Annotated in this window: 16 protein-coding genes and 1 riboswitch; of the genes, 5 read left to right on the top strand and 11 right to left on the bottom strand. The window is 66.9% G+C overall.

Annotated features, from left to right (window positions below):
* Positions 1 to 99: 99 nt before the first annotated feature.
* The 7 genes from cobO to AC1ROK_RS09395 all read right to left on the bottom strand — a co-directional run bounded on the left by cobO (position 100) and on the right by AC1ROK_RS09395 (position 8,124).
* Positions 100 to 741 carry a cob(I)yrinic acid a,c-diamide adenosyltransferase gene (cobO, locus tag AC1ROK_RS09365; RefSeq protein ID WP_492846082.1) on the bottom strand — a complete coding sequence of 214 codons (642 nt, stop codon included), beginning with the start codon at positions 739 to 741 and terminating at the stop codon, positions 100 to 102.
* The gene (gene cobN, locus AC1ROK_RS09370; RefSeq protein WP_492846084.1) at positions 741 to 4,577 is read right to left on the bottom strand and encodes a cobaltochelatase subunit CobN; all 3,837 of its coding nucleotides are present in this window, start codon (positions 4,575 to 4,577) and stop codon (positions 741 to 743) included. The genes cobO and cobN overlap by 1 nt, the downstream gene beginning before the upstream one ends.
* Complete coding sequence (gene cobW, locus AC1ROK_RS09375; protein ID WP_492846086.1) at positions 4,577 to 5,650, bottom strand: cobalamin biosynthesis protein CobW; 1,074 nt, start codon at positions 5,648 to 5,650, stop codon at positions 4,577 to 4,579. Before cobW ends, cobN begins: the two co-directional genes overlap by 1 nt.
* Positions 5,647 to 6,414 carry a CbtA family protein gene (locus tag AC1ROK_RS09380; RefSeq protein ID WP_492846088.1) on the bottom strand — a complete coding sequence of 256 codons (768 nt, stop codon included), beginning with the start codon at positions 6,412 to 6,414 and terminating at the stop codon, positions 5,647 to 5,649. Before AC1ROK_RS09380 ends, cobW begins: the two co-directional genes overlap by 4 nt.
* 31 nt (positions 6,415 to 6,445) lie before the next feature.
* Positions 6,446 to 6,628 carry a CbtB domain-containing protein gene (locus tag AC1ROK_RS09385; RefSeq protein WP_492846090.1) on the bottom strand — a complete coding sequence of 61 codons (183 nt, stop codon included), beginning with the start codon at positions 6,626 to 6,628 and terminating at the stop codon, positions 6,446 to 6,448.
* A gap of 96 nt (positions 6,629 to 6,724) precedes the next feature.
* A riboswitch (cobalamin riboswitch) is annotated at positions 6,725 to 6,944 on the bottom strand.
* Between the two features lie 20 nt (positions 6,945 to 6,964).
* On the bottom strand, positions 6,965 to 7,564 hold the full coding sequence (locus AC1ROK_RS09390; RefSeq protein ID WP_492846091.1) for a hypothetical protein: 600 nt from the start codon (positions 7,562 to 7,564) through the stop codon (positions 6,965 to 6,967).
* A gap of 80 nt (positions 7,565 to 7,644) precedes the next feature.
* Positions 7,645 to 8,124, bottom strand: a complete 480-nt coding sequence (locus AC1ROK_RS09395) for a MarR family winged helix-turn-helix transcriptional regulator (RefSeq protein ID WP_492846093.1) — start codon at positions 8,122 to 8,124, stop codon at positions 7,645 to 7,647.
* A 67-nt stretch (positions 8,125 to 8,191) separates the two neighbouring features.
* Between AC1ROK_RS09395 and AC1ROK_RS09400 the strand changes: the two genes are divergently transcribed.
* Both AC1ROK_RS09400 and AC1ROK_RS09405 read left to right on the top strand, forming a co-directional pair.
* Positions 8,192 to 9,385 carry an FAD-dependent monooxygenase gene (locus AC1ROK_RS09400; protein WP_492846095.1) on the top strand — a complete coding sequence of 398 codons (1,194 nt, stop codon included), beginning with the start codon at positions 8,192 to 8,194 and terminating at the stop codon, positions 9,383 to 9,385.
* 69 nt (positions 9,386 to 9,454) lie between these two features.
* Entirely contained in the window at positions 9,455 to 9,811 is a 357-nt protein-coding gene (locus AC1ROK_RS09405) for a DMT family protein (RefSeq protein WP_055998830.1), read from the top strand.
* Here AC1ROK_RS09405 and AC1ROK_RS09410 read toward each other — a convergent pair.
* From AC1ROK_RS09410 to AC1ROK_RS09425, 4 genes are all read right to left on the bottom strand, one after another.
* Positions 9,786 to 10,694 (bottom strand): NAD(P)/FAD-dependent oxidoreductase, encoded by a 909-nt coding sequence (locus AC1ROK_RS09410; RefSeq protein WP_492846098.1) that lies wholly within the window; start codon positions 10,692 to 10,694, stop codon positions 9,786 to 9,788. The genes AC1ROK_RS09405 and AC1ROK_RS09410 overlap by 26 nt on opposite strands.
* A 67-nt stretch (positions 10,695 to 10,761) precedes the next feature.
* A complete protein-coding gene (locus tag AC1ROK_RS09415; RefSeq protein ID WP_492846100.1) occupies positions 10,762 to 11,958 on the bottom strand; it encodes a GTP-binding protein in 1,197 nt (398 codons plus the stop codon).
* Between the two features lie 48 nt (positions 11,959 to 12,006).
* Positions 12,007 to 13,212 (bottom strand): hypothetical protein, encoded by a 1,206-nt coding sequence (locus AC1ROK_RS09420; protein WP_492846102.1) that lies wholly within the window; start codon positions 13,210 to 13,212, stop codon positions 12,007 to 12,009.
* A 120-nt stretch (positions 13,213 to 13,332) separates the two neighbouring features.
* Complete coding sequence (locus tag AC1ROK_RS09425) at positions 13,333 to 14,277, bottom strand: zinc ABC transporter substrate-binding protein (protein ID WP_492846104.1); 945 nt, start codon at positions 14,275 to 14,277, stop codon at positions 13,333 to 13,335.
* Between the two features lie 119 nt (positions 14,278 to 14,396).
* On the opposite strand from AC1ROK_RS09425, the gene AC1ROK_RS09430 reads away from it, so the two are divergent.
* The 3 genes from AC1ROK_RS09430 to AC1ROK_RS09440 are packed head-to-tail and all read left to right on the top strand — an operon-like array spanning position 14,397 to position 16,455.
* On the top strand, positions 14,397 to 15,218 hold the full coding sequence (locus AC1ROK_RS09430) for an ATP-binding cassette domain-containing protein (protein ID WP_492846106.1): 822 nt from the start codon (positions 14,397 to 14,399) through the stop codon (positions 15,216 to 15,218).
* The gene (locus AC1ROK_RS09435) at positions 15,211 to 16,017 is read left to right on the top strand and encodes a metal ABC transporter permease (protein ID WP_492846108.1); all 807 of its coding nucleotides are present in this window, start codon (positions 15,211 to 15,213) and stop codon (positions 16,015 to 16,017) included. Before AC1ROK_RS09430 ends, AC1ROK_RS09435 begins: the two co-directional genes overlap by 8 nt.
* Before the next feature lie 3 nt (positions 16,018 to 16,020).
* Positions 16,021 to 16,455 carry a Fur family transcriptional regulator gene (locus AC1ROK_RS09440; protein WP_492846110.1) on the top strand — a complete coding sequence of 145 codons (435 nt, stop codon included), beginning with the start codon at positions 16,021 to 16,023 and terminating at the stop codon, positions 16,453 to 16,455.
* Positions 16,456 to 16,501: the final 46 nt, after the last annotated feature.

Genomic DNA, 16,501 nt, shown 5'->3' on the forward strand with positions numbered 1-16,501 from the left:
CCCCTGTCTTGCGAAAACTAAGGACTTAACTGCGCTAAGCCCAAGTTTTCGCTTTCTTCCCCGCCAAGGGGGAGATGGGGCCAGTGCGTGTGGCGCCTGCTAAAACTCGATCCCCGCCTGCGCCTTCACCCCACTGCGGAACGGGTGCTTGATCTCGGTCATTTCGGTGACGAGGTCAGCCAATTCGATGAGCTCGTCCTTGGCATTGCGGCCGGTGACGATGACGTGGGTATCGCGTGGCTTGTTGCGCAGCACCTCGAGCACTTCATCGAGCGGCAGGTAGTCGTAGCGCAGCACGATGTTGAGTTCGTCGAGCAGGATGAGCTTGTAGCTCTTGTCGGCGATCAGCTCCTTGGCCATCTCCCAGGCGCCGCGGGCGGCGGCGAGGTCGCGCTGGCGATCCTGGGTGTCCCAGGTAAAGCCCTCGCCCATCGCCTTGATGGTCACTTGCTCGGGAAACCTGTCGAGCACGTCGCGCTCGCCGGTGCTCCAGGCGCCCTTGACGAACTGCACCACGCCAACCTTGAAGCCGTGGCCGATGGCGCGGAATACCATGCCGAAAGCGGCGGTCGACTTGCCCTTGCCCTTGCCTGTATGGACGATGAGCAGGCCGCGCTCCTCGGTCTTGGTGGCGAGGATCTTGTTCCGTGCCTCCTTCTTCTTCCGCATCTTTTCGGCGTGATAGGCGTCGCGCTCGGCTTCGCTCATCAGGTCGGTCTTCTTGGGAGCTTTGTCGGTCATCAAGTGTCCTCGAGATAGGCGAAGGCGGAGTTGGAACGTGGGGTCCAGAAGCCGCGGCGGCGGGCTTCGTTGAACTTTTCGATCAGCTCGTCATAACCGAAGCGGTTGTTGGTTTGAATGAACCGACGCGTCGCTTCGTCCTCGACAAAAGCTTCGAAGGCGAGGTCGAAGTGGTGGGTCGCGACCGCCCCGGTCGTCGCCGCGAAAGCGAACATGTAGTCGACGGTGGCGATGATCTCGAAGGCGCCCTTATAGCCATGGCGCTTTACCCCATCGATCCATTTCGGGTTGACGACGCGGGAGCGAACGACCCGCGAAATCTCCTCGGCAAGCGTGCGGGCAACTGGCCGCTCGGGGCGGGAATGGTCGTTGTGATAGGCGGCAGGGGCGCGGCCGGTCAGGGTCTCGGCGGTGACGGCGAGGCCACCCTCGAACTGGTAGTAATCGTCGCTGTCGAGCAGATCGTGCTCGCGATTGTCCTGGTTGTGGACCACCGCCTCGATATCGCTGAGACGGGCGGCGAAACGATCGCGCTCGGGCGTGCCGTCGGCGTTGGCGCCATAGGCATATTGGCCCCAGTTGAGGAAGGCTTCGGCGAGGTTGGCCTTGCTCTCCCAGTTGGCGGAATCCATCAGGCCCTGCAGGCCCGCACCATAGGCGCCCGGCTTCGAGCCGAAGATGCGGTGGCCGGCGCCGAGTGCAGCAGCGCGATCATCGGCGCCGGATTTCATCAGCTCCAGCGCGTCGGTGCGCATGCGGGCGGCGATGGGGTTCTGGTCCTCAGGCTCGTCGAGGGCGCCGATGGCGCGGACGGCCTTGTCGAACAGCGCGATCTGGGCCGGGAAGGCATCACGGAAGAAGCCGGAAATACGAAGGGTGACGTCGACGCGTGGGCGGCCGAGCTTGGCCAGCGGGATGATCTCGTAGCCGGAGATACGGAGCGAGGACGGATCCCAAACCGGTTTGGCGCCGATGAAGGCGAGGGCCTGGGCGACGTCGTCACCGCCGGTGCGCATATTGGCGGTGCCCCAGACGGACAGGGCAAGGGAACGGAGCGGCGTGCCGTGATCCTGGAAATGGCGAACCAGGAGGTTCTCGGCCGATTTCCGGCCAAGCTCCCAGGCGGTCGGCGTCGGTACAGCGCGGATATCGACGGAATAGAAGTTGCGGCCGGTGGGGAGGACATCGAGGCGACCGCGCGACGGCGCGCCCGACGGGCCTGGCGGGACGAACCTGCCGTCGAGGCCGAGGAGCAGCGAGGCGATCTCGTTCGGGCCGGAGGCAACGAGGCGGGGGCGGATGGTGGTTTCGATCGTCGAGAGGACGGCGGCGGTGGCGTGCCAGTCGGGATCGGGCGCGTGGCCGTCGACCAGGTCAGCCGCGAGGTTCTCGAGGTGTTCGACCACGTCGCCGACGGTGCGGATCAGCTCCCCTCCCCGTTGAGGGGAGGGGAGCGCGGGCCCAGTCCATGGCGCCCCCAGGTCCGCCGTCAGCGGGTCGAAGCCGAGTTTCAGGTCATCGGCCAGGGTGCGGATCAGCGACGCTTCGCCCGGCGTCTCACCGCGCGGCACGCGGGCGAGGGCGACGATGAGGTCACGCTCGAGACGGTCGGTGGGAGATTTGCCGAAGATGTGGAGGCCGTCGCGGATCTGGGCTTCCTTCAGATCGCACAGGAAGGTGTCGATACGCTTCAGCGTTTCGAACTCGTCCGGGACGAGACCGATATCGCGGTCGAGGCGCGCGTCGCGGGTGAAATCGAGGATGCGTTTGCGCAAGCCCGCGAGGCGGCGGCGGTCCATGCCGGAGGCGGCATAATACTCGTCGAGCAGCGCTTCGAGGTCCTTGAGCGGCCCATAGGTTTCGGCGCGGGTGAGCGGCGGCACCAGGTGATCGATGATCACCGCGCCGGTGCGGCGCTTGGCCTGGGTGCCCTCGCCGGGGTCATTGACGATGAACGGATAGAGCTGCGGCAACTCGGCCCAGAGCGCGGCGGGATAGGAGGCGGCGTCGAGCGCCGCGGCCTTGCCGGGAAGCCACTCGAGATTGCCGTGCTTGCCGTTGTGAATGACGGCGTGGGCGGCAAACTCGTGGCGCAGCCAGAGATAGGCGGCGAGGTAGCCGTGCGGCGGCACGAGGTCCGGATCGTGGTAGCTGGCAGTCTCGTCGAGATGGTAGCCGCGGGCCGGCTGGATGAGCACGGCGACATTGCCGAGGCGTATCGCCGGGAGATGGAAGTGGGCTCCCCGCACGAACGGATCGGCAGCAGCATCGCCCCAGCGGGTGGTGACTTCGGACTGGATCTTGGCCGGGAGCGTGGCGAACAGCTCGCGGTAGCGATGCACGGGAAACCGGATGCCTTCCCCGCGCTCGGGATGAGCGTTGGTAGGGCCGGATTGCAGGAGTTCGATCAGGTCGTTGCCTGTGGCCACCCCCCTCCCATCCTCCCCCACAAGGGGGGAGGTGTCTGCCAGTGCTTCTGGAGCGAATCGAGCCTCAACCTCGGTCGGCACCTCCCCCCTTGCGGGGGAGGTTGGGAGGGGGGAGGCCACATACCCTGCCCCCGCAATCGCCCGCAAAATCTCCACCGCCGACTGCGGCGCGTCATATCCCACCCCGTTGGCCAGCCTGCCGTCGCGGATGGGGTAGTTGGCGATGACGAGGCCGACACGGCGTTCGGCACGCGGGGTAGTGCGCAGGGTGGTCCAGTTCTTCGCCAGAGTGACGGCGCGGCGGATGCCATCGGCGTCGGGAGCATAGGCGGAGAGCGGGCACTGCGTGCGCTCGTGCCAGACCGCGTCGTGCTTGTGGCCAACCAGCAGCATGCCCATGCGGCCGTCGAGCTCGGGCAGCACCACCTGCATGGCGAGGTCCTTGGCGGTGAGGCCCTGGATATCGGCGGCCCACTGCGCCTCGGGGCGACCGCCCTGCAGCAGCTGAATCACCGGGGCATCGGTGCCGGCGAAGGGGTTCTGCTTGTCGTCGAGGCCATCGAGGCCAAGGGCGAAGCCGGTGAGGTTGAGGATGACGCTCGGCGGATGGAGGTCAAAGGCGGCCTGAACGAAGCGGATACAGGCGCCCTCCTTCAGCGTCGAGACGACGATCGGGACGGGGTTGAGCGATTGCGCTTCGAGCTCGGCGATCAGCGCTTCGAGCGTTGCGGTGCCGGCGCCTTCGAGGGCGGCGCGGTAGAACAGGATGGGCACGTTGGGGTGCGGCGAGGCCGGCAGCGCGTCAAGCATACCGTGGGCCGGATGCCAAAGGCCGAAACGGTGGAAGGGTTTGGGGACCGAGCTGCTCTGCTCGAGCGTGGGGCTCCCCCCACCCTTGATCCCTCCCCGCGAGGGGGAGGGTGACGATTGCGCCAGTTGTGCGAAAGCCTGCAGCAGCGTGTCGGCGTTTTCGGGACCGCCGGCGGTGAAGAGGGCGTGGAGGCGCGTCCAGTCATCCGGGTGGATGGTCGAGCGTTGCTGCAGGATCGGATCGAGGTTGGCGTCGCCGGGGAGCAGCGCCAGCCGGATCTTGCCGCTCAACGCCAGCGCGGTGAGCTCATCGACGCCGTATTGCCAATAGGCCGGGCCGCCGAGCAGGCGGACCACCACCAGCCGGGCGCGCTGCACGGTCTGGTCGAGCCACAGATCGACCGACAGGTTGTGGCTCAACCGCAGCAGGTTGGCGAGGCGCAGGTCGGATGTTGCCGCCCGATCGGCCGCGGCGGCAAGCATCATCAGCTCGCTGTCGGCCGCCGAAGCAAAGACGACATCCCCGGGCGTCTGGGCGAGGTCGATGGCCTCGCCCTCCTGCTGCAGCGCTCCGGCTTGCGCCGCGAGGAGATGCATCAGGCTGCGGCCGCCACCGCCTGCTCGAGGCTAGCGGTGATGGCGGCGCGGTTGAGCGGGCTCTCCCCGATCACCACCAGGGTGGTCTGGCGGGCTTCGCCCGCTTTCCATGGCCGATCGAAATAGGCGGTGACGCGCGGACCGACCGCCTGGATGGCGAGACGGGCCGGGGCGCCGGGGAGCGACGCGAAGCCCTTCAGACGGAGCACATCGTGGGCGCGGATGGTCTGCTCGATGGTCGCCAGCAGATGATCCTTGCTGGTGACGCCGCCGAGGGTGACCGAGAAGGAATCGAAGTCGTCGTGCTCGTGGCCTTCGCCACCGTGCTCGAGCTCGTGGTGGCTCTCGCGTCCGGCGAGGTTGTCTTCGGTCGAGAGCCCCATGCCAAGGAGCGCCGCGACATCGACATGGCCGTTGCGGGCGCGGACCACGCCGGTGCCCGGACGCATCTCGGCCTTGAGGTGGGCTTCGATGGTGTCGAGCTGGGCGTCGGAGACCAGGTCGGCCTTGTTGAGGATCACCATGTCGGCGGCGATCAGCTGATCCTCGAACAGCTCGCCGAGCGGCGTCTCGTGGTCGAGCATGGCGTCGGCGGAACGGAGCGCATCGACCGCCTGTTCGTCATTGGCGAAGCGGCCTTCGCTGAGCGCCGCCGCGTCGGCGACGGTGACGACGCCGTCGATGGTCACCTCGGACTTGATCTCGGGCCAGTTGAAGGCGCGGATCAGCGGCTGCGGCAAAGCGAGGCCGGAGGTTTCGATGACGATGTGGTCGGGGCGATCGTCACGCTCGAGCAGCGCCTGCATGGTGGGGATGAACTCGTCGGCGACAGTGCAGCAGATGCAGCCGTTGCTCAGCTCGATCATATCCTCTTCGCGGCAGGTCTCGTCGCCGCAGCCGGCGAGGATTTCCTTGTCGACGCCGAGTTCGCCGAACTCGTTGATGATCAGCGCGATGCGCTTGCCCTTGGCATGGGCGAGCAGGTGCCGGACCAGGGTGGTCTTGCCGGCGCCGAGGAAGCCGGTGATGACGGTGACGGGGATCTTTGAACTGGCGAGTTCGGTCGTGCTCATGCGTGGGCACCTTTCAGGGCGAAGGCAGAAGATCGGGCGAAGCGCTCGTTGAGCCAGCCGAACAGCGGGCCGACGATCAGCCAGAACAGCGCACCGGTGGCGAGGGTCGCCGCGGCGAATGATGTGGCGAGGTTGGCGGGGACGGCGCTGGCGTGCTCGCCCAAGAGCGGCGGCGCGCCGATGACGTGCGGCGCGAGGATCAGCACGGCAGCAATGACGATGCCGGTCCAGTTGCGGAGTTTGGCGATGGCGAGGATGCCGGCACCGGTGGCGAGCGCCGTGCCGACCCACCAGACCTGGCGGGCGACGAGATCGGCGGCGGGCATGCCCGGGAGTTCAGGCGGCAGGCCGAGGGCTGGAGCGAGCTGCAGGGCGATGAAGCCGCCGAGCCCCCAGATCACGCCGTTGCGGGCAGTGATCTCGATACCCGAGAAGACGGAGACGGCAGCGAGCAGGAAGGCGAAGCCGATGCAGCCGAGGAGGTTGGCCAGCACGGTGTAGGCGATGCGCTCGGCGCCATCCTGCGGGGCCCAAGCGTCTTCGTCATGCTCGTGGGCGGGTGCGGCTTCGGCATGAGAATGCTCTGCGGTGCCGGCCTCGTGGCTGTGCTCGGCGACGGCCGACGCCTCGGGGGCGGCGTTCTCGTAAACCTCGGCGGCGAGGATCAGTGGTGCGACGCGCCATTGCTGCACGGCGCTCATGGCCAAGCCGGCTGCGAGTCCGGCAAGGACCGCAGCGAAAAAGATTCGCTGGAAGAGTTTCATCGATGTCTCGTGTGCTTAGAGCTGAGTCAGCTCAATGGCAGGGGAAGCCAAGCGCATGGCGCGTATCGTGCGCACCATTGTGGATGGCCATGTCGCTGGCAAAACCGACGCCGCCGACAAGGACGAAGCCGATAAACAACGCCAGCACACCTGCGATGAGCCGCTGCGAGACAGAAAGACGGACGACCGACGCCGTCTGGACCTGAGTATTCATATGCCTGCACCCTCCGTGCGGATGAAAGTGGGCGCATCGCCCGAGCTCTTTCCGGGGGTCGCGTTTTGAACCGGAAAAGTCTCACAACTTTTCCCGAAACACTCCCGGACGCTGGCAGGTCTCCTGACTCGCGGGTCACCGTGGTCTCCGGCCTTCCCAACATCCCGAGGGATGTCAGTGGCATAGTCGGAGGCACTCGCCACTTACAGTTGCGGGGGCAGCCACGGATTTGGTCCCTGATGGGTACGCCGCACCGTGTTCCCTTTTGATCCCCTCGCCCGAACGGGTTTGAGGAACCAACGTGGGGCTATGGTTACGCCGCGGGAGGGGGCGCGGTCAATCTTCCGCCGCAGCGGAATCGGGATAGCCGACGGTGACAGTGTCGACGCGCGCATCGACCTTCTCGAGCAGTGGCTCGCTCGACGAGATCTGCATGTCGCCGGAGATGGCATCGACATTGAGATCGGCCGGATAATCGCCGACGGCGAAGCGAACGCTGACCGAGCAACCACCTTCCGGCGGGGCGAGCTTGCCGCCCTCGAAGATGGCGGCGCCACCATAATCCCAGAAGAAGCCGTAGAGCTGGAACGGCCCGCCATTCAACGCCTCGACCTCTTTGACGGTGAGCCCCTTCCTGAGCCCGCCCGGCGCGGTGTCTCCCGGCGGCACGGTGAAATAGGCGACGCGCTCGTGCTTCTCCTCGTCCCACCAGCCGAACTCGATGGTCTTGGTGGGATCGTTGGGGAAGATGGTGGTGGCGAGCACGGTGGAGCCCTCGGGGCCCGGGACGTCGCCAGTCACCACATTGTCCTTGCCGAAGGCCTCGATCAGCCGCGCTTCGGAGCTGTCAGCGGCGAAAGGACCCTCACAGACGATGTCGGCGGCCAGGGCGGGCGCCGCCAGCAGCAACAGGGGAAACAGGACCAGCGCGCGCATTGTCGACCTCCGTTGACCCGCCGAATCTAGCTGAGCCCAGTGAGTCTGGGCAGGCCTTGCGGCGGAAGCTGGGCGCAGGGTCATCCACCCGACTGCAGCCGTTCGGTCATCTGGTTCTGGATCGCGAGGACCTCCACGATCACCTCGGTGAGGAGGCGCAGCTCGTCGAGGCTGCGCTTGCCCAGCGCTTCGGCGCCAGCGATCGCCATCGGGGCGTAGGCCTTCTCGATGACGGCGGCAGTGGCCTCGGCGAGTTCCACCAGCACCTTGCGCCGGTCATGCGGATCGGGTTGGCGGCGGACGAAGTTACGGGCCTCGAGCCGGTCGATCAGCGAAGTGACGGCGGCCGGGGTGAGACGGGTGGCGCGGGCGATGGCGCTGGCGGTCTGCGGACCGCTGGTGAGGAAGCTGAGGCACAGCCGTTCGGCCGGGCCGAGCTGGAAGATTGCTCCCACCTCCTCGTCATAACGCTGCGTCGCCTCCTGCCAGCGCACGATGAGCGTGCCGAGCCGCTGCACGAGCTCGGCCTTTGCATCGCTTGACGAATTTATTTCGACCATCTAATTATCTACTCATCGAATAATACGACGGGCGCATGATATGCGGCGTCGCGCAGGTGAGGCAAGAATGAAAGCACGCATCGGTATCGTTGGCGCAGGTTCCGCCGGCCTCGGCCTGGCCCTGGCGCTGGTCAGGCGCGGCTTCGCCCCCGTTGTCTTCGAGAAGCGCAGCGAAAAGCAGGTGATCGACGAGGGGATTTTCCTGACGCTGGCGCCCAACGGCATGAACGCGCTGCGCGGCTTTGGCCTTGCGACGGAGGCGCTGCGGCACGGGGTCGAAACGCGCGCCATTGTCCTCCACAACGAACACGGCAAGGCGCTCGGCACGGTCGACTATGCCCGCCACACGGCGCGGTTCGGCGCCCCCTCGGTGACGATCCGGCGCGGCGCGCTGAGCGAGATCCTTCTCGGCGCAGCCCGTGCCGCAGGGGTGCCGATGCAGTTCGAGACGCCGGTGATAGCGGTCGCCAATCTGGAAGGCGAGGTGGCGGCGACGACCGCTGACGGCGTGACACACAGTTTCGACGTGCTGGTGGGGGCAGATGGCCTCCGCTCCAATGTGCGTGGCCTCGCCATGCCCGGGCTGCCGTCACCGGCCTATAACGGGCTACTGGGGAGCGGCGGCATCGTCGATGTGCCGGAGGTGCCGCCGACGAACGGGCAGATGTTGATGACCTTCGGGCGACGGGCGTTCTTCGGCTACATCAAGGACCCGGGCGGCCCGGTCTATTGGTTCAACAGCTTTCCCGCCGACGAAAAGCAGGCGCAACTGATCGATCGCCAGGCAGCGACCGGGTATTTCGAAGCGCTGCATCGCGGCGATCCCTCGGTCAACCGGCGGATCATCGCGGCTGCCGCGCCGCAGGTGAGCCGGATCTATCCCGATTACGACGTGCCGAGCCTGCCCTATTGGTCGAGGGGGCGGGTGATCCTGATCGGCGATGCGGCGCATGCGGTGACCCCGCATTCGGGCCAGGGCGCATCGATGGCGCTCGAGGACGCGCTGGTGCTGGCGGCCTGCCTCGAGGCGGAGGCGACGCCGGAAAGCGCCTTTCGACGTTTCGAGGCATTGCGGCGCGACCGCGTGGAGGCGGCGGTGCGGCTCGGCCGGCAGGGTGGCACGCCCAAGAAGGCGCAGGGTTGGCTGGCGCGGCGAGTGCGCGACCTGGTGTTGCCGCTGTTCGTGCCGCTCGGCCAGCGTGGGCAGGAGCACTTGTTCGCCTTCCGAGCCGACGATACCCCGCTGGTCCGGCCGAACTGAGCGGCCTTGCGGCCGACACAGGGCCCGGCGATCAATGGACGAAGCCAACTGATTCGCCCCGGTGCCCCGATGCCCTTCACCTTCCAGACGGTGATGCCGATCCTGCTCCTGATCGGCTCCAACGTGTTCATGACCGTCGCCTGGTATGGGCACCTCAAGTTCCCGCATATGGCGATGTGGGTGGCGGTGATGGTCAGCTGGGGCATCGCGCTGGTGGAATACTGGCTGGCGGTGCCCGCCAACCGTATCGGCTACGGCGCCTATACCGCGGCGGAGCTCAAGACCATCCAGGAGGTGATCAGCCTCACGGTGTTCGCCGGCTTCGCGGTGTTCGTCCTCGGCGAGAAGCTGACCTGGAACCACGCGGTCGGCTTCCTGCTGATCTTTGCCGGAGCGTTCTTCATCTTCCGGGGGCCGCTGAAGTAGCGACCAGTGACTGGTGAGCGAAGACGCCGGCCCCTGCCCCATCGGCGACCGCAAAGCTGATATTGTGCATTGGTCTGGCCGCATCGCCCGCGGCATAGACCCCGGGAATGCTGGTCTGCTGCAGGTGATCGACGACGAAGAAGTCGCCTGCCATGCCGGCCTTGGTTTCGCAGCCGAGCTGGATGCCGAGATTGCTCGCGAACCGGATCGGCGCGTGGGCGAAGATGGCGTCGAGTGCGACCGAGCCCGCGGTGGTGACAACGGAGTTCAGCTTGCCGCCGTCGTGATCGAAGCGCACCAGCGCCTCCTCGACCAGCTTCACCCGCATATCGGCCAGCGCAGTGCGGACGATCGGATCGACCGGGGCGCCGTTGGCGAACAGCGTCAGGTCGCTGGTCCACTCGGAAAAGAAGCGGGCGAGGTGCGGGATATCGCCCTCGCGCAGCATCAGGCCGAGGCGGTGATCGGCGACCTCATAGCCGTGGCAGTAGGGGCAATGCAGCACCGTCTTGCCCCAGCACTCCGCCATGCCGGGAATACCGCTGGTATCATCGGTGACGCCGTGGGCGATGATCAGCCGACGGGCGGCGAGCCGCTGGTGTGAGGCGAGCTCGATGCTGAACCCGTCGAACTCACCCGAGGCAGCGATGGCCTCGGCATTGCGGAGCTCGACGGTGCCGTAGGTCTCGAGCTGGCGACGGGCTTCGGCCAGCAGTTCGCCCGGCGCGGCGCCATCGCGCGAGAGGAAGCCATGCGAGTGGGCGGCGAAGCGGTTGCGCGGCTTGCCGGTATCGAGCACCAGCACCTTGCGGCGGGCGCGACCCAGTTGCGTGGCGGCGGCGAGGCCGGCAAAGCCGCCGCCGATGATGATGACATCGTACATATCATTGTCCTGTTCCGAACGGGGAATGGCGCCGGCGAAGAGACGTTCCGCCGGACTGAGATCTGCATCAGGCCGGCGACCAGGCCGGGAACGGATCGGGGAGGTGCTCCCAGGCCGATGGGGTGAAGGCGCGTGCCGGGATCAGGCAGTCGTCCAGCGCCCGGCGCAGCGACGCCTCGTCCATCGGGTCGGTACCGATGAAGACGATCTCCTGCCGGCGGTCGCCCCAGATGGGATCGAGATAGGCGGCCATGGCAGTTTCCCACTGTGGATCGTCGGGCCAGCGTTGCCGTGGCACGGCGGACCACCAGAGCCCCCGCCGACTGGTCGAGACCAGTTGGCCGGCCTGACTCAGTTCGCCGACATAGTGCGGCCGGGTGGCAAGCCAGAAGAAACCTTTGGCGCGGATGACGCCGGGGTGAGCCCGAGCGACGAAGCTGTTGAACAGCAGCGGGTTGAACGGCCGGCGCGCCCGATAGACGAAGGAGCGGATGCCGTATTCGAGGGTTTCCGGAATGTGATCGGCAAAGCCGTTCAGTTCCTTGAACCACAGCGGATGCTGCTCGGCGCGATCGAAGTTGAAGCGGCCGGTGCCGAGGATCTGGTCGATGGCGACGCGGCTGAAGTCGGTTTCGATGAGCTCGGCGCCGGCGTTCAGCGAACGGATGATGCGGCGCGCGGCCGCGAGCGCATCCGGCGTGGCGGTCGCGACCTTGTTCAGCACGATAACGTCGGCGAACTCGATCTGGTCGACCAGCAGGTGGACGAGGCTGCGCTCGTCGTCGGGGCCGAGGGTCTCGCCATGGGCGGAGAGCGGATCGGTGGAGCCGAACTGGGTGGCGAGGTTGGCGGCATCGACCACGGTGACCATGGTGTCGAGGTCGGTGATGTCGCTGAGACTTTCACCTGCCACATCGCGGAACTCGAAGGTGGCGGCGACCGGCAGCGGCTCGGAGATGCCGGTCGACTCGATGAGCAGGTAGTCGAAGCGCCCGGCCTCGGCTAGGGCGCGCACCTCGCGCAACAGGTCGCCGCGCAGGGTGCAGCAGATGCAGCCGTTCGACATCTCGACCAGTTGCTCGTCGGCCCGCGACAGCTCGGCGCCCCCCTCGCGCACCAGCGTCGCGTCGATATTCACCTCGCTCATGTCGTTGACGATGACGGCGACGCGGCGCCCCTCGCGGTTGTTGAGGATGTGGTTGAGCAGGGTGGTCTTGCCGGCGCCGAGGAAGCCGGAAAGCACGGTGACGGGCAGACGTTTCATGGCATTGCTCCGTGGGAGAAGCCCCGCAGCGAGGCGGGGCGCAATGGTTCACTCGTGGCTGAGGCCGGAGCCGCCGACCGCGACGATGTTGTAAGGCGCGCCGGCCACCGCGATGTCGCGGGCGAGCGTGAAGTTCTCGGCATCGACGAGGTGGATGGTGCCTTCAAGCGGATCGGTGACGGCGATGTGGTCGCCGGCCACCGCGAGGCGCGGGCGCGGCAGGCTCCACTCGCCATCCATCGAATAGGGCTCAGTCAGCTTCAGCGTCTTGTCGATGGCGCCGGAGACGACATCGAGGCGGTGCAGCGCGCCGTCCTCGGTGAAGACATAGGCATATCTGACGCGCTCGGGGTCGATGGCGAAGTGGACGCGGCGGCTCGGCAGATCGACCAGGCGGAAGGGTTCGCCGGCCGAGGGATCGATGATGGCGACGCGATCGGCGCCATAGTTGCCCAGCCAATACTGCATGGCGACGCCGCCGAGCAGTGTGGTGGATTTGCCCTCCGGCAGGTTTGCCGAATAGGGCAGCAGCTGCAGCTCGGGGCCCGCTTCTGCTGACTTCACCAGCAGGAGGCCGGCGGCGCAGGCGATGGCGAGGGTGTCGCCGGAGCTGGCTTCGCCGTGGAGGTCAGGGCAGGCATGAAGATCGCCGATAGTCGCGCCGTCGGCGCCATAGACGTCGATACCCACCGGCAGCGCCTTGGGGTCTTCGGGACTGGGGCGGGAGATCAGCGTGTACTCGCCCAGCGGTGCGGCGACGCCATGGTGCGGGGCGGCGACCTTCAGCTCACGGCTGGAAGCATTGCCGGCGAGCCAGTCTTTCTCGGAGAGCAGGCGGGCGACGCCTTCGCCATCGAAGAACAGCGCGATGTCGCCATGGTGCTCGACGAAGTGCACCGGCTTGTCGCCGGCGACGGCGGCATCGAGCAGTTTGGGCGCGCTGACCTCGAGGTCGGCATGATCGCCATGGTCGCCCAGCGCAATGCCGGAAGCGATGGCGGAGACGCGGTCGGCCTCGCCCTGCACGGCATAGACGGCGGCCTTGCCCGGAGTAGCGTAGAGGCTCGCCGGGCTGCCCAGCTCGAAGCTGCCGGAGATCGCGTCGGTGCCAAGGTCGATGGCGGTGACCAGCGGCTTGGCATGGTCGGCGACGAACAACCGCCAGAACGTGGCTTCCTCTTCGGCCGAGGCCGAGGTGGCACAGAACGACAAGGCGATGGCAGGCAGGATCAGGTGGTGCGGCAGGCGCGGCATCGGCAGTCTCCCAAGGTGAAAAATCGAGGTCGAGCGGAAGGGTTCGCGCGCCGGATGGCGCGCGGTTGTCGGCGAGCAGGAGGGGGATAGGGCCGCCGGGTGGCGCGGCGGCCCCTCAGGCTACTGCGCGAGGCAGGCCTTGAGACTGGTGGCGAGGTTCTCGATCAGTTGGCGGTAGAGGCCCGGACCTTCATCGAGGTTGGCGCCCTCGGGGTCGAGCACGCCTTGCTTGGCCGTGGTGCCTTCGGTGAGCACGTTGACGATGCGCGGCTCGAACACCGGCTCGGCGAAGACGCAGGCGGCGTCGAGGGTCTTCAGCTTGGCACGAATCTCGTTGATGCGGTCGGCGCCGGGGGCGATCTCGGGGCTGAGGGTGACCGAGCCGGCGACGTTCAGCCCGAAGCGCTTCTCGAAATACTGGTAGGCATCGTGGAAGACGACGAAGGGGCGATCCTTGATCGGCGCGAGGCTGGCCTCGGTTTCGGCGATCAGGGCGTCGAGGTCGGCGGTCTCTTTTGCGGCATTGGCGCGATAGGTGTCGGCATGCTCGGGATCGGCAGCGACGAGGCTGTCGGCGATGGCGGCGACCATCACCTTGGCGTTGGCGGGATCGAGGAAGAAGTGCAGGTCCTGCTCCTCGCCATGCTCGTGCTCATCCGCATGTGCCTCCCCGGCATGCTCCTCTTCGTCGTGATCGTGATGCTCGAAGGTGCCGGTCTCGCGCGGCGGCAGCAGTTCGATGCCGGGAGCCTTGCTCAACTCGACGATGGTGGCCTTGGGCGCCAGGGTGTCGATCGAATCCTCGAGGAAGAGTTCGAGGCCGTGGCCGGTCCAGAACACCAGGTTGGCCGCCTGCAGCGCCTGCGCATCGGAGGGTTTGAGGCTGTAACTGTGGGGCGAGGCAGCGCCCTTGACGATGAGGGCGGGCGTTCCGAGATCTCCCATCACCGCGGCGACCAGCGCGTGCAGCGGCTTGATGGTGGTCACCACGCTTGGCACCTCGGCAAGCGCGACGGTAGACCAGCTGAGCGCCGCAGCGAGCGCCAGGAAGAACGGTTTCTGCATCGGAAGACCCCTGTTTGAAACACAGCTCGAATGCGCGATATGTTATGACATTACGCTATCGACGTGTTACGCTATAACGTAATGGTAGAACGTCAGCAAGAGACGGAAACGTGAATTTCATGGATGCGCATCGAGGGCACGAGGTGCTGGTGGATGTGGCCGGCGCCGGCGTGAGGCGTGATGGCCGCTGGCTGGTCGAGGCTGTCGACGTGACCATCCGCAAGGGCGAGATCGTCACGCTGATCGGGCCGAACGGCTCGGGCAAATCGACCACGGCCAAGCTGGTCACCGGGGTGTTGAAGCCCGATGCCGGCACGGTCGCGCGCAAAGGTGGGCTGCGGATCGGCTACGTGCCGCAGAAGCTCTCGATCGACTGGACCATGCCGCTGACGGTGCGGCGACTGATGTCGCTGACCGGGAGCTATCCCAAGGCGGAGATCGATGCAGCCCTGGCGGCGACGGGTGTCGCGCACCTCGCCAATGCCGAGGTGCAGCACCTCTCGGGCGGCGAGTTCCAGCGGGCGCTGCTGGCGCGGGCGATGATCCGGAAGCCGGATCTGCTGGTGCTGGACGAGCCGGTGCAGGGCGTCGATTTCTCCGGCGAAGTGGCGCTCTACGACCTGATCGGCAAGATCCGGGACGAGACCGGCTGCGGCATCCTGCTGATCAGCCATGACCTGCACGTGGTGATGGCAGCGACCGATACGGTGATCTGCCTCAACGGCCATGTCTGCTGCCGCGGCACGCCGGAATCGGTAGCGCGGAGCCCGGAATATCTCAGCCTGTTCGGCGCGCGCGCCGCCAATGCGCTGGCGGTGTACCAGCACCATCACGACCACACCCACCTGCCCGATGGGCGGGTAGAAGAGGCGGACGGTCGGATCGTCGAAGCGCACGAACATGTGCACGAGCACGACCACTTGGGGCACCGCCATGCTTGAGGACTTCTTCACCCGGGCGGTTATCGCAGGGATCGGGCTGGCGCTGGTGACCGGGCCGCTGGGCTGCTTCATCGTCTGGCGACGCATGGCCTATTTCGGCGACACCATGGCGCATTCGGCGCTGCTCGGGGTGGCGCTTAGCCTGGTGCTGCAGGTGAACATGACGCTCGGGGTGTTCATTATCGCCGCCGCCGTCGCCGGCGCGCTGCTGCTGCTGCAGCGGCGGCAGACGCTCTCGACCGACGCGCTGCTCGGCATCCTCAGCCACTCGGCGCTGGCGATCGGCCTCGTCGTGGCGTTCCTCAGCGGCATCCGGGTCGACCTGATGGGCTTTTTGTTCGGTGACATCCTCGCCGTGTCGGTCAGCGATATCGTGGTGATCTATCTGGGTGGGCTGGTAATCCTCGCCGTGCTTGCCGCGATGTGGCGGCCGCTGCTGGCGGCGACGGTCAATGCCGAGGTGGCGGAAGCCGAGGGCATGCGGCCCGAGGTGACGCGGATCGTCTTCATGCTGCTGCTCGCTTCGGTGATCGCCATCGCCATGAAGATCGTCGGCGTGCTGCTGATCACGGCGCTGCTGATCATCCCCGCGGCAACGGCGCGGCGGCTGAGCGCCACGCCCGAGCAGATGGCGCTGATCTCGGCCGGCGTCGGGGCGCTGGCAGTGGCGGGCGGGCTGTTCGGCTCGCTGCGCTTCGATACCCCGAGCGGCCCGTCGATCGTCGTTGCGGCACTTGTGCTGTTTCTCATTTCCATCGCGCTGCCGGTGCACCTGTGGCGCGCCAGACGGGAGGCCTGAGCCATGGCCCATAGCCACGAAGCCCATCACCACGAGCGGCCGCGCGACCTGACGCGCAACCAGGAGCTGGTGCTGACGACGCTCAACAATGCCGAGGCGCCGCTGTCGGCCTACGATATTCTCGACAAGCTGCGCGACGAGGGTCTGCGCGCGCCGCTGCAGGTCTATCGGGCGCTGGAAAAGCTGATCGAGCACGGGCTGGCGCACCGGCTGGAATCGCTCAACGCCTTCGTCTGCTGCGCCGATGCCAATTGCCACGGGCGGGCCAGCGGCACGGCGGCCTTCGCCATCTGCTCGGGCTGCGGGCGGGTGGACGAATTCGCCGACGCTGAGGTAACGGCGCGGCTGGTGGCCTGGGCCGGAGATACCGGTTTCGCGCTGGAGCGGACGACGATCGAACTGCGCGGCCGCTGCGCCGAGTGCCAGAAGGCGGCATAGCGGGTAGCGCCGCCCGAACCATTTGGTCCTGCAGCCTCTTTCTACT

Source organism: Devosia sp. GW821-FHT12F11 (genome assembly GCF_058806655.1).